Raw genomic sequence first — 14,118 nt, 5'->3', positions numbered from 1 at the left:
CCGAGATGACCGAAGGATCCGCCCTGCCCACGCGCGAGCGCCGGGTCCCCTACACCGACCCCGGCACGCCGGACCTTGGCAGTCCGGCCCGCTACCTGTGGTGGCTGGTCGTGATGCAGCGCGGCCGGATCCTGCTCGGTTCCCTGTGGGGTTCCCTGTGGATGTGCGCGCTGATGCTGCCGCCGTACTTCATGGCCAAGGCCATCGACGACGGCCTTCGGCGGCGCGACACGGACACGCTGGTCCTCTGGGTCGTGATCATCCTGGTCACCGGCGCGGCCATCGCCACCCTCGGCATCCTGCGGCACCGCACCATGACCCTCATCCGCACGGACGCGGCCTACCGGACGGCGCAGGTCGTCGTCCGGCAGGTCACCAGGCTCGGTGCCACCCTGCCGCGCAGGGTCTCCGTCGGTGAACTCACCCACCTCCAGGCGGGCGACATGGGGCGGATCGCCGTGACGCTCACCATCACCGGCCCCGGCGTCGGCGCGGTCGTCGCCTACTCGGCCACCGCCGTCCTGCTGTTCACGATCTCCCCGGTGCTCGCCGGCGTGGTCCTGCTGGGCGTCCCGCTCCTCGCCCTCGCGGTCGGCCCCCTCCTCGGCAAACTGCATGGCGCGGAGGGCACCTACCGGGAACGGCAGGGGGAGCTGACGGCCCGCGCCGGCGACATCGTCTCCGGCCTCGGCGTGCTGTGCGGCATCGGCGGCAAGGCCGCCTTCGGCAAGCGGTACCGGGAACGGTCGCAGGCCGTCCTCACCGACGGCTACCGGGTCGCCTCCTTCACCAGTTGGGTCCAGGCCATCGGCGCGGGCCTCCCGGTGATCTTCCTGGCCGTCGTCACCTGGATCAGTGCCAGGATGGCCGCCAGCGGAACGATCACCGTCGGTGAGATGGTCGCCGTGTACGGCTACGTCGCCGCGCTCCTGGTCCCCGTGTCGTTCTTCATCGAGGGCGCCGACGACCTGCCCCGCGGCCTCGTCGCCGCCCGACGGGTGATCGACATCCTGGCTCTGGAGCCCGACGTGGCGGACGGGGCGAGCCCGGCGGCGGCCCCGGCCGGCCCCGCCGCCCTGCACGACCCGCACTCCGGCCTGACGCTGGAACCCGGCCGGATGACCGCCCTCGTCTGCGCCCGCCTCGACGAGGCACGCGTCGTCGTCGACCGGCTCGCCCGCTACACCGATTCCGACGCGACCTGGGGCGGCACCCGGCTCTCCGAGATCGAACTGGCCGAAGTGCGGCGCCGTGTCCTCGTCGCGGACAACGACGCCCACCTCTTCGCCGGGGCCCTGCGCTCGGCCGTCTCCGTCCACGACGACCACACGGCCGACGAACTCGCCGGGGCCGTGCGGGCCGCCGTGGCCGAGGACATCGTGGAGGCCCTGCCCGAAGGCCTCGACGACCGGCTGGAAGCCCGGGGCCGCAACGTCTCCGGGGGCCAACGCCAGCGTCTGCGCCTGGTACGGACCCTTCTCGCCGACCCCGAAGTACTGCTGCTGGTCGAACCGACGTCGGCGCTCGACGCGCACACCGAGGCCACCGCGGCCCAGCGCGTCCTCGAGGCCCGGGACGGCCGCACCACTCTGGTGGTCAGCACTTCACCCCTCATCCTCGACCGGGCCGCCCAGGTGTCCTACCTGGTGGACGGCGAGGTCGTCGCCGTCGGCACCCACGGCGGACTGCTCGCCACCCACCCGGGCTACCGGGAGCTCGTGCTCCGGGGCAGCGACGAGAGCGCCCCGGCCCCGCACGCGACGGCCCTCCAGGAAGGAACCAGCCGATGAGCCGCCCGAACGAGCCATGGCGGCTTCCGGTCGCGGACCGCGCGACCACACGCCGGGCCGGCGTGGAACTGATCAAGGCCGACTGGCGGTCCATGACCGTCGTCGTCCTGCTCGCCGGCCTCGCCGCCGTGGCCGGCCTCGCCGGACCGTGGCTGCTCGGCCGGATCGTCACCCGCGTCGAGACCGGCGACGGCGCCGTGTCCGTCGACCAGCTCGCCCTCGGCGTGCTCGTCTGCGCCGTCGCCCAACTGGTGCTGACCCGGTTCGCCCTCAACCAATCCCACCGGTTCGGCGAGCGGGCCCTCGCACGGCTCCGGGAGGAGGTCGTGGACCGGGCGCTCGCCCTGCCCGCCCGGGTGGTGGAGCAGGCCGGCACCGGCGACCTGACGACCCGTGCCTCGATGGACGTCGGCACCGTCGCCACCACACTGCGCAACGCCATCCCGGACGTGTTCGTCGCCGGAATGCAGTTGCTGTTCATCTTCGTCGCCGTCTTCCTGCTGCACCCGATGCTCGGCCTGTGGGCCCTGGTCGGCATGCCCTTCGTGTTCCTGGTCACCCGCTGGTACCTCGCCCGGGCCAGGACCGCCTACCTCGCCGAGGGCGAAGCCGCCTCGGAGGTGGCCGAGATCGTCGCCGCCACCGCCGAGGGCGCCCGTACGGTGGAGGCGTTCGGCCTGCGCCGCCGCCGCGTCCGGGACGCCGACGCGGCCATCGGCCGCGCGTACGGTGCCGCCCGCCGCACCCTGTTCCTGCGCACCGTGCTGTTCCCCGTCACGGAGTTCGCACACTCCCTGCCCGTCGCGGTGACCTTGCTCGTCGGCGGCTACGCCTACCTCGACGGCACCGTCAGCCTGGGAGTGGTCGTCGCCGGCAGCCTCTACATGTGGCAGTTGGTGGAACCGCTCGACCGGGTGCTGATGTGGATGGAGCAGCTCCAGCGCAGCGGCGCGGCCTTCGCCCGCATCAAGGGCATCGGCATGGTCGCGGGCGAGCCCCGCAGCGGCGTGCCCGCACCCGCCGACGACCGCATCGAGGTCCGCGGCGTCACCTACGCGTACGTGGAGGGCCACGACGTGCTCAAGGACGTGGACCTCACCGTCCGCCCGGGGGAGCGCCTCGCCCTGGTCGGCCCGTCCGGCGCGGGCAAGACCACGCTCGGCAAACTCCTGTCCGGCGCGGACACCCCGCGTACGGGCAGCGTCAAGGTCGGCGGTGTGCCGGTCGTGGACCTCGCCGCCGCCGACGAGCTCGGCAACCGAGTCGTCCTGGTCACCCAGGAGCACCACGTCTTCATCGGGAGCCTCCGCGACAACCTGACCATGGCCGCCCCCGACGCCGACGACGAGCGACTGCTGGACGCGCTCGCCGTGATCGGCGCCGACTGGGTCAAGGACCTGCCCGACGGCCTCGACACGCAGGTCGGCTCCGGCGGTGCCGAGCTCGACCCCGCGCAGGCCCAGCAACTGTCCCTGGCCCGGGTGGAGCTGGCCGACCCGCACACCCTGATCCTCGACGAGGCCACCTCGCTGCTGGATCCGACCACCGCACGGCACGCGGAGCGGGCCATGGCCGCCGTACGGGCCGACCGCACCGTGATCGCCATCGCCCACCGCCTGCAGACCGCCCACGACGCCGACCGCGTCGCCGTGGTGGAAGACGGCCGGATCGTCGAACTCGGCTCACACGACGAGCTGGTCACGGCCGGGGGGCCGTACGCGGCGCTGTGGCGCTCCTGGCACGGCCGGGGCGCCACGGCGGACGAAGGCCACGCGGGCTGACCCCCGCGTTCCCTTCCCACACGACCACCTATCGCATCTGGTTCCACGAGAACGAACGAATGGGGACGCCGCAGTGCCGGATGACGAGAAGAGCAAGGGCGGCGCGGGAGGCACGTACACACTCGCCTGCCTGTGCTGTGACGTCGAACTCGAACTCGCACTGGTGTACCGGTGCCCGAACTGCTCCGGGGCACTGGAGCCGCGCCACACCCTCCGCGGCGCGGCACGCCGCGACCACGAAACCCCCGAGCGGGCGTACTTCGACTTCCTTCCGCTGAGCTCTCCGGACTTCCTGGACGACGGCATCACACGCCGTACGCCCTGCCGGCCGGCCCCGGACCTCGGCGCCGCCATCGGCGTGCCCGGGCTGTGGACGAAGGACGAGTCGCGACAGCCCACCGGCACCACCAAGGACCGCCTGGCCTCGGTCGTGCTGGCCGTGTTCCGGCAGTTCGGGATCAAGGAGTTCGTCGGGTCGAGCACGGGCAACAGCTCCACCGCCCTCGCCCGCGCGGTCCGCAGGGACCCCGCGATGCGCGCCCACTTCTTCTGCGGCGAGGACTTCGTCACCAACCACGACGTGCCCGACCACGCCAGGACCTCGCTCACCGTGGTTCCCGGCACCTACGTGGACGCTTCCGCGAAGGCCCGCCGCTTCGCCGCCGAACAGGGGCTCCACCTGGACGCCGGGTTCTTCAACTGGGCGCGGCGCGAAGGCCTCAAGCTGGCCTACCTGGAGGCCCTCGACCAGATGGACCGCACGCCCGACGTGGTCGTCCAGGGCATCAGCAGCGGCATGGGGCTGCTCGCCGCCCACAAGGGCATGCGCGAGTACCTGATGACCGGTGCGATCGATCGGATGCCGCGGTTCCTCATGGTCCAGGAGGAGTCGTGCGCGCCCGCCGCCACCGCCTGGCGGCAGGGCCGGCGTGAACTGACCGCCGCCGACCGGATCGACCGGCCCCAGGGGCTGGCCACGGCCATCCTGCTCGGGGACGGCGCACCGTACTACCCGTACCTGTACGACATCGCGTCGCAGACCGGGGGAGCCGTCGTCTCGGCCTCCCGCCGGGAGCTGGTCGAGGCCAGGACGATGCTGCGGGAACTCGAGGGCCTCGACGTGTGCTACGCCGCGGCGGCGACGATCGCCGCGGTACGCAACGAGGCGGCCGCCGGGCGGATCGGTGAGGACGCGACCGTACTCGTCAATCTGACCGGGCGCAGCCGGACGGACGTACCCGCCTGAGCCGGGGATCCGAGGACGGGGGAGAGACACATGCTCGCTGCGGGAACGGGAGACCGATGACAGACCAGCAGTTCGACGAGTACGCGGAGAGCCTGGACATCGCGGTGATCGGCATGGAGGGCCGGTTCCCGAAGGCTCCGGACGTCGACGCCTTCTGGCGCAACATACGGGACGGGAAGTGCGCGGTCACCTTCCTGTCCGAGGACGCGTTGCTCAGCCGCGGGGTCGCCCCGGAGACGGCCCGCGACCCGCTGTACGTACCGGCGGCCAACGAGCTGGCCGACATCGACGCCTTCGACGCGGAGTTCTTCGGCTACTCGCCGCGCGAGGCCGAACTGATGGACCCCCAGCACCGGCTGCTGCTGGAATGCGCGTGGGGCGCGCTGGAGAAGGCCGGCCACGACCCGGCCCGCTACGACGGGCTGATCGGCGTCTACGCCGGCGCCGGCACCAACACGTACCTGATGTTCAACGTGGCGGCGAACCGCCGGGCCGCCGGCATGCTGGGCGGCAGCCAGGTCATGATCGGCAACAGCGGTGACTTCCTCGCCTCCCGCGTGTCGTACAAACTCGGTCTGCAAGGCCCCAGCGTCAACGTCCAGTCGGCCTGTTCCACCTCGCTGGTCTCGGTGGTCCTGGCCTGCCAGGCCCTGCTCTCCTTCCAGTGCGACACGGCACTCGCGGGCGGTGTCGCCGTCGACGAGTCGAAGCACAAGGGCTACCTGTACGCCGAGGACGGCATCTTCTCGCCGGACGGCTACTGCCGCTCCTTCGACGCGGACGCCCGGGGCACCGTAGGCGGCAACGGCGTCGGGATGGTCGTCCTCAAGCGGCTGGGTGACGCCATCGCCGACGGGGACCACGTCCACGCCGTCATCAAGGGCTCGGCCCTCAACAACGACGGCGACCGGCGCGTCGGCTTCACCGCACCGAGCGCCGACTCCCAGGCGTCAGTCATCACCACCGCCCTGGCCAACGCCGACGTGGAACCCGAGACCGTCGGGTACGTCGAGACGCACGGCACCGCCACGGTCCTCGGGGACCCCATCGAGTTCGCCGCGCTCACGGCGGCGTTCGGCACGGCCACCGACAAGCGCAACTTCTGCGCCCTCGGCGCCGTGAAGACCAACATCGGCCACCTCGACGCGGCCTCCGGCATCGCCGGACTGATCAAGGCCGTCAGCGCCGTCGAGCACGGACAGATCCCGCCCACCCTCCACTTCGAGCGGCCCAACCCGCGCATCGCCCTGGACGACAGCCCGTTCTTCGTCAACACCGAGCTCGCGCCCTGGCCCGTCACCGAAGGCCCCCGCCGCGCCGGAGTGAGCTCCTTCGGGCTGGGCGGCACCAACGCGCACGTCGTACTGGAGCAGGCCCCGGACCGTCCCGCGCCCGAGCCCTCGGGCGAGGAGCAGCTCATCGTCCTCTCCGCCCGCAGCGACACCGCGCTCGAGGCGATGTCCGACCGGCTCGCGGACCATCTGCGGGAACACCCCGACACCCCCCTGGGCGACCTGGCGTTCACCCTCCAGAGCGGGCGCAGGCCGTTCCACCACCGCCGGGTGCTCGTCGCGTCCGACGCGGCGGAGGCCCTCGACGCCCTCGACGCCCGCGACGACGGGCGCGTCCTCAGCGCCGCCCGCGCCGGGGACGGCCACCGCCCGGTCGCCTTCATGTTCAGCGGCTTCGGCGAGCAGTACCCGATGATGGCGGAGCGCCTCTACGCGACCGAGCCGGCCTTCCGGGAGGCGCTCGACGAGTGCGTCTCGATCCTCGACCCCCTCCTCGGCCGGGACATCCGAGAGGTCGTCTTCGACCGGGAGGCCGCGCGCCGCCCCGAGGGGGACGGGAAGCCGGACCTCCGGCGCATGCTGACGGGCCCCCGGATCAGCGACCACCCGCTGGACCAGCCCGCGCTCGGCTACCCGGCCGTGTTCGCCGTCGAGTACGCGCTGGCCCGGCTGTGGCGCGCCTGGGGCGTCGTCCCGGAAGCGATGATCGGCCACAGCCTCGGTGAGTACGTCGCCGCGTGCCTGGCCGGGGTGTTCTCCCTGCCCGACGCCCTGCGGCTGGTCGTGGAGCGTGCCCGGCTGATCTCCGCCTGCGGCGAGGGCGCCATGGTGGCCGTACCCCTCACCGAGGAGGGGGCCGCGCGGTACCTCACCGACGAGGTCTCCGTAGCCGCCGTCAACGACCCGCGCACCTGCGTGCTGGCCGGCCCGCCGCACGCGATCGACCGGGTGTCCGCCGCACTGGAGGCGGACGGCGTGGTCTCGCGACGGCTCAACACCCGGCTCGCGTTCCACTCCCCGATGATGGACCCGGTCGTCGCGTCGTACGCCGAGGCCGTGCGCCGGGTACCGCTGAACCCGCCCGCCATACCGTTCGTCTCCAACGTCACCGGTACGTGGATCACCGCGGAGCAGGCGACGGACGCCGACTACTGGGCCCGGCACGTCCGGCTCCCGGTGCGCTTCGCCGACGGCATGCGCACCCTGTGGGGCGTGGACGGCGTCGTCCTCGTCGAGGTCGGCCCCGGCCGGGCGCTGACCTCGGGGGCGATGCAGCACCCGGCGAGCGCGGAGGTCACCGACCGGGTCGTCGTCCCATCACTGCCCGACGCGTTCACCGCCGAGTCCGACCGGGCGGTCGCGCTCCGGGCGCTGGGCCGGCTGTGGCTCGCCGGCATCACCCCCGACTGGGCGGCCCTGCACGCGCACACCCCGCGCCGCCGGGTGGTGCTGCCCTCCTACCCGTTCGCCCGCACCCGGTACTGGCTCGACGCCGACCGGAGCGACCGGCACACGGCCGCGTCCGGGGAACGGGCCGGGACGGACGACTGGTTCTACGACACCTCGTGGCAGCGGCTCGGGCCCGTGGAAAGCACCCTCGCCGTGGACGGCCACCGCTGGCTCGTGTTCGCGGACGACGGCGGCCTCGGCGGCGAGGTCGCCGCCCGGCTGTCCGCGCTGGGCGCCCCCGTGGTGACCGTCACGGCGGGACCCGCCTGGCAGGACGACGGGGCCGACCGGTACGTCATGGACCCCGCCGATCCGGACCACTACGGCAGACTCGCCGAGAGCCTGCGCGCCCGGGGGACCTTCCCCGACCGCGTGGTGCACTGCTGGGCCGTCGACCCGGGGCCCGCGACGGACGACCGCGCGGCGGCCGAGGAGACCCTGGAGCGCGGGTTCCACAGCCTCGTGCGGTGGGCCCGCGCGTGCGAGCCCGAACTGATGGTGGGCCGGCAGCACTGGACCGTGCTGTCCAGCGAGACGTACCCGGTGCTCGGAGACGAACCGGTGAACCCCGTCAAGGCCACCGTCCAGGGAGTGTGCAAGGTCGCACCCCAGGAGTACCCCTCCCTGCGCTGCGCCCAGATCGACGTGCCCGTCCCGGCCGGAGCCTTCGGCCTCGCGGACCGGGTCGTCGCGGAACTCGCCACCGAGGCCGACAGCGGGATCGTCGCGCTGCGCGGCACGACGCGCTGGCGCCAGGTCCTCGTACCGGCACCGCTGACGGCACACACCGGGACCGCGCTGCGGCCCGGCGGCGTCTACCTGATCACCGGCGGCCTCGGCAGGATCGGGCTGGTCCTCGCCCGCGCCATCGCCGCCCGCACCCCCGGTGCGCACCTCGTCCTGATGGGACGTACGGGCCTGCCCGACCGCAGCGCCTGGGACGGCGAGCACGACCCCGCCACCGCCGCGGCCGTCGCCGCCGTCCGCGAACTGGAGGCCATGGGCGCCACGGTCGTCATCTCCGCCACGGACGTGGCCGACCCCGACGCCGTCGCCGCGGCGGTGGACAAGGCCGTCCAGGAGTGCGGCCCCGTCAACGGCCTCATCCACGCCGCAGGCACCACGGGCCCGGCCGCCCACCAGGTGCTCGCCGACCTGACGGACGACGACTGCTCCCGCCACTTCGGGCCGAAACTGCACGGCGTGCGCGTACTCGACCGGGCTCTGGCGGGGCAGCCCCTCGACTTCGCGGTGCTCTGCTCCTCCGTCGCGTCCCTGCTCGGCGGACTCGGCTTCACCGCGTACGCCGCCGCCAACGCCTTCCTCGACTCCTTCGCCCGGCGCGAGCCCCGGCCCGGACGCGTCCGGTGGACGTCGCTGAACTGGGAGGCGTGGCACTTCCCCGGCGACGACACCGCGCAAGCCGGCATCGGCGCCGCCATCCACCACGTCGCCCTCGACCCGGACGAGGGGCGCGCCGTCTTCGAACGCCTCCTCGACGCGGCGGCCCGCCCTCAGGTCATCGTCTCCACGACCGACCTCGCCGAGCGCGTCCGGCAGTGGTCCGCACCCGGCCAGGACACAACGGCGGCGGCGGAGCAGCGCCACGCCCGTCCCAGCCTGCGCAACCCGTACGTGGCCCCGGCCACCGACCTGGAACGCCGGCTCGCCGCCATCTGGGAGGAACTCCTCGGCATCGAGGCGGTGGGAGTGCAGGACAACTTCTTCGAACTGGGCGGCAGTTCGCTGCTCGGCCTCCAGGTGGTGCACCGGCTGCGCAGCGGCCTCGGGATGGCCGTCCCGCTGACCGTCGTGTACGAGGGCCCCACCATCCGCTCGCTGGCCGGCCTGATCGGTGAACTCGCATGAGCCGGGACCGGGACATCGCGATCGTCGGCATGGCGGGGCGCTTCCCCGGCGCGCGCGACCTGGACGAGTTCTGGGCGAACATACGCGACGGCGTGGAGAGCGTCTCCTTCTTCACCGACGAACAGCTCCTCGCCGCGGGCGCCTCACCGGACCACCTCGACCAGCCGAACTTCGTACGCGCCGGCGCCTGCCTGCCCGGTGTCGACACGTTCGACGCCGAGTTCTTCGGCTACACGGCCCGCGAGGCGGAGATCATGGACCCGCAGCACCGGGTCTTCCTGGAGACGGCGTGGCAGGCGCTGGAGCACTCCGGGTACGACCCGGCCCGGTTCGACGGGGACATCGGCGTGTTCGCCGGCGCCGGCAGCAACGGCTACCTGGCCCACGTCTACTCCCACTCCGAGATCGTCGAGACCACCGGCGGCACGCAGATCCTCCTCGGCAACGAGCTGGGCTTCCTGTCCACCCGGGTCTCCTACAAGCTCGACCTGCGGGGCCCCAGCGTCTCGCTGCGCACCGCGTGCTCCACGTCGCTGGTCGCCGTGCACCTGGCCTGCCGCTCACTGCGCGAGCGCGAGTGCGACATGGCGCTGTCCGGCGGTGTCTTCCTCAACCTGGAGCAGGAGCGCGGCTACTTCCACCAGGAAGGCTCGTTCGTCTCCCCGGACGGCCACTGCCGCCCCTTCGACGCCCGTGCGGCCGGCACCCTGTTCGGCAGCGGAGCGGGTGCCGTGGTGCTCAAGCGCCTCGACGACGCCCTCGCCGACGGCGACACCGTCTACGCCGTCGTCAGGGGTTCGGCCGTCAACAACGACGGGGCGGTCAAGGTCGGTTTCACCGCCCCCACCGTCGCCGGCCAGGCCAGGGTGATCGCGGACGCGCTGCGTGACGCCGGTACGGACCCGGCCGACATCGGATACGTCGAGGCGCACGGCACCGGCACCTCGCTCGGAGACCCGATCGAGGTCCGCGCCCTCACCAAGGCCTACGACGGCGTGCCGTCCGCCACGGTCGCCCTCGGATCGCTCAAGTCGAACTTCGGTCACCTGGACGCCGCTTCCGGCATCGCGGGACTGATCAAAACGGTCCTGTCCCTGTGGCACGAGACGCTGCCACGCACCCTGCACTTCGAATCCCCCAACCCGGACATCGACTTCGCCGCCGGACCCTTCACCGTCCAGCGGGACACGGCGCCGTGGCCGCGCTCCGGTGGGCCCCGCCTGGCCGGGGTGAGCGCTTTCGGCTTCGGCGGCACGAACGCCCACGTCGTCCTCCAGGAAGGCCCTCCTCAGGGCCGCCCCGACGCCGGAGGGGACACCCGGCCCGAACGCCCCTCGCACCTCCTCGTGCTGTCCGCACGCAACCACGCGGCGCTGGAGGAGCTGAGCGACGCGATGGCCGCACGACTGCGCCGGGGAGGGGCACGGCTCGCCGACGTCACGTACACCGCCGCGACGGGCCGCCACCGCTTCCCGGTCCGCCGCAGCGTCACCGGCCCCGACGCCGCGTCGCTCGCCGCCGCCCTGGAGGCACGGGACCCGGCACGCGTGACGACCGGCGAGTGCGGCGGCACACCCCCGCGCGTCGCGTTCCTGATCAGCGGGCAGGGAGCCCAGTACCCCGGCATGGCCAGGGAGCTCTACGCGCACGAGCCGGTCTTCCGCGAAGCCGTGGACCACTGCCTGACGGAACTGGCCTCGCGCGACGGCGCCGACGCGGGCCTCGTGGAACTGCTGCTCGACGCGGACGGGTCCGAGGCCGCTTCCACCGAGCTCGACCGGACCGGGCTCGCCCAGCCGGCCCTGTTCGTCCTCGAATACGCCCTGGCACGGCTCTGGGCGTCATGGGGCGTCGAACCCGCCGCCCTGCTCGGCCACAGCCTGGGAGAACTCGTCGCGGCCTGCCTCGCCGGAGTGTTCACCCCGCGAGACGCCCTCGCCCTGGTGGCGCTGCGCGGACAGTTGATGCAGGAGCAGCCGACCGGGGCGATGCTCAGCGTCGTCGCCGACCGTGCGACCGTCGAGTCCCTCCTGCCCGCCGACGTCTTTCTGGCCGCCCACAACGGTCCCAAGGACTGTGTCGTCTCCGGAGACCACACCGCCGTGGCGGCGTTCGCCGCGCTGCTCGCGGAGCGGGGCACCGCGTCCCGGCCCGTCAGCACCTCGCACGCCTTCCACTCCGCGATGATGCGGCCCATGGTCGACCGGTTCGTGGCCGCCGTCGCCGCCGTACCGAGGCAGGCACCCCGCACCAGGTTCGTCTCCAACGTGACGGGCACCTGGATCACGGACGACGAGGCCCGCGACCCGGCGTACTGGGGCCGGCATGTACTGGCCCCGGTGGAGTTCGACGCCGGTGTGCGCACCCTGTCGGAGGAACCCGGCCTCGTGTTCCTGGAAATCGGCCCCGGCCAGACCCTCACCAGTCTCGCCCGGCGCGTCGTCACGGGCGGAGCACCCCGCCTGGTCACCTCCACCTTGCCGCACCGCCAGGACAGGAGGCATCCGGTGGAGGCCGCGCAGCGTGCCCTCGGCCAACTGTGGCTCGCCGGCGGCGAACCCGACTGGACCTCCTTCCACCAGCCGCGAGACGGCGGGCGGCGCCGCAGAGTCGCCCTGCCCGTCTACCCGTTCCAGCGGCAGCGGTACTGGCTGGACCGGCACGCCGCACCGGCCGCGAGCACCCCGGCGACCCGGCGGTCCGACGTCACCGACTGGATCCAGGCCCCCTCCTGGGAACGCAGCGTGCTGCCCCCGGCGTCCACCTCCCCCGGCGGTCGGCGCTGGCTCGTCTTCGACGACCGGCAGGGGCTTGCCGAGGCGCTCACGGCCCGGTTGCGCCGCGACGGCGCCCAGGTGACCACTGTGATCGCGGGAGACCGGTGGACGCAGGCCCCGGACCGTTTCACGATCGACCCCGCCGACGCGGAGCACTACACACGGCTGCTGCGGGCACTGCGCGAGCAGGACCAGCTGCCCACCCGCGTCGCCCACTGCTGGAACGTGACCGGTGCCGCCCCCGACCCCGAGAACGGCGACGCGGCCGCCGGGTTCGCCGCCGCCCGCCGCGCCTTCGACGGCCTGCTCTTCCTGGCCCAGGCCCTCAACAGCCACCCCGACCAACCGGACTGCGACATCTGGGTCGTCAGCGACGGCCTGCACCGGGTCCTCGGCACCGAACGGCTCATGCCGCTCAAGTCCACCCTGCTCGGCCCCGTCCGGGTCATCCCGCGCGAACACCCCGGCCTCGCCTGCCGCAGCGTCGACATCGTCCTGGACGGCGAGCCGGCCGAGCGCACCGTCGACCAGTTGCTGCGCGAATTCTCCCTGCCGCCCGGGCACGCCGCCGTCGCCTACCGGGGAGCGCACCGCTGGTCGCAGACCTACGTGCCCGCGCCGCTGCCGCCCTCGGACGGCGCCCCGTCCGCCCTGCGCGACGACGGCGTCTACCTGATCACCGGCGGAACCGGCGGGCTCGGGCTCGCCCTGGCGGAGCACCTCGCCCGCCCCGGCCGGAGACTGGCCCTGCTCGCCCGCACCGCCGTCCCCCCGGAGGAGGAGTGGGACCGCCGGCTCGCGCAGCCCGGCGGCGGCAGGACCGCCGAGGTCATCGAGAAGGTCCGCGCCGTCCGGCGGCGGGGCGCCGAGGTGATGCTGCTGACCGCCGACGTCTGCGACCACGCCCAGGTCGAGGCCGCCGTGTCCGCCGTCGTGGACCGGTGGGGAGGCGTCCACGGCGCCTTCCACGCGGCGGGCTTGGCCGGCGGCGGCCTCGTCCAGCTCGCCACCTCGAAGAAGGCCGCCCAGGTCATGGGCCCGAAGGTGCTCGGCACGCTCCACCTCGACCACGCGCTGGCCGGGCTGCGGCCCGACTTCCTGTTCCTCTTCGGCTCCAACGCCGCCCACGTCGGTGACTTCGGCCTGGCCGACTACGTCGCCGCCAACAGCTTCCTCGACGCGTACGCCCACACCCACGCGGTCGAACGCCGGGTACTCACCGTCGACTGGGGGCCGTGGAAGGAGGCGGGCATGGCCGTCGCCGCGGACCTCCCCGACGCGCTGGCGGAGGTCCGCGGCAAGGACGTCGCGGAGCGAGGCATGGCGTCGGCGCAGGCCCTGGAAGCGCTGGAGCGCGTCCTGTCCTCGTCACCAGAACCCCAGTTGATCGTGTCCCCGGTGGACGTCAAGGCCCTGATCGAGCAGGCTTTCGCCCTGGGCGCGGACGGCGGGGGCGACGAACGGCTGGCCGGACTCGGCGCACCGCAGGCCCTCCACCCCCGCCCGGACGTCCCCAGCACCTACGTCCCGCCGAACAGCGAGACCCAGCGCCGGCTGTGCAAGGCCTGGCAGGACCTGCTCGGCATCGACCAGGTCGGTGTCGAGGACAGCTTCTTCGACCTCGGCGGAAGCTCCCTGGTCGCCATCCAGCTCGTGGCGACCGTCAACAAGGCCCTGGGCGCCTCGCTCACGGTGGCGCAGCTTTACGAAGTGCTCACCGTCGCCGGTCTCGCGCGGCTGATCGACGGGGCGGACGCCGAACCGGCCGAGACGAGCGGGCACGCGATCGAGCAGGTCAAGAGCCGGGCCGGCGCACGTCGGCAGCACCAGCAGAACCGGATGGCCCGCGCCCGCGCCCGTCGGCAGACCTGATCCGGCGGCCGGCCCGTCCCGCGCCGGGCCCACACCGGGCCC

At 73.3% G+C, this 14,118-nt stretch carries 5 protein-coding genes; all 5 read left to right on the top strand.

Annotated elements, in window-relative coordinates:
• The first annotated feature begins 5 nt into the window (after positions 1-5).
• Positions 6-1,790, top strand: a complete 1,785-nt coding sequence (locus tag B1H29_RS09190; RefSeq protein ID WP_079160118.1) for an ABC transporter ATP-binding protein — start codon at positions 6-8, stop codon at positions 1,788-1,790.
• Entirely contained in the window at positions 1,787-3,571 is a 1,785-nt protein-coding gene (locus tag B1H29_RS09185; RefSeq protein ID WP_055419771.1) for an ABC transporter ATP-binding protein, read from the top strand. Before B1H29_RS09190 ends, B1H29_RS09185 begins: the two co-directional genes overlap by 4 nt.
• A 73-nt stretch (positions 3,572-3,644) precedes the next feature.
• Positions 3,645-4,817, top strand: coding sequence for a threonine synthase (locus B1H29_RS09180; RefSeq protein ID WP_055419770.1), 1,173 nt, complete (start codon positions 3,645-3,647; stop codon positions 4,815-4,817).
• 56 nt (positions 4,818-4,873) lie between these two features.
• Positions 4,874-9,427 carry a type I polyketide synthase gene (locus B1H29_RS09175; protein WP_063787513.1) on the top strand — a complete coding sequence of 1,518 codons (4,554 nt, stop codon included), beginning with the start codon at positions 4,874-4,876 and terminating at the stop codon, positions 9,425-9,427.
• Positions 9,424-14,076 carry a type I polyketide synthase gene (locus B1H29_RS09170; protein WP_055419769.1) on the top strand — a complete coding sequence of 1,551 codons (4,653 nt, stop codon included), beginning with the start codon at positions 9,424-9,426 and terminating at the stop codon, positions 14,074-14,076. The genes B1H29_RS09175 and B1H29_RS09170 overlap by 4 nt, the downstream gene beginning before the upstream one ends.
• The last annotated feature ends 42 nt before the right edge of the window (positions 14,077-14,118 follow it).

The organism is Streptomyces pactum, from assembly GCF_002005225.1.
GTDB lineage: Bacteria > Actinomycetota > Actinomycetes > Streptomycetales > Streptomycetaceae > Streptomyces > Streptomyces pactum_A.
The sequence above is the reverse complement of the archived record's forward strand: the minus strand, read 5'-3'. Positions and strand labels throughout refer to the sequence as shown.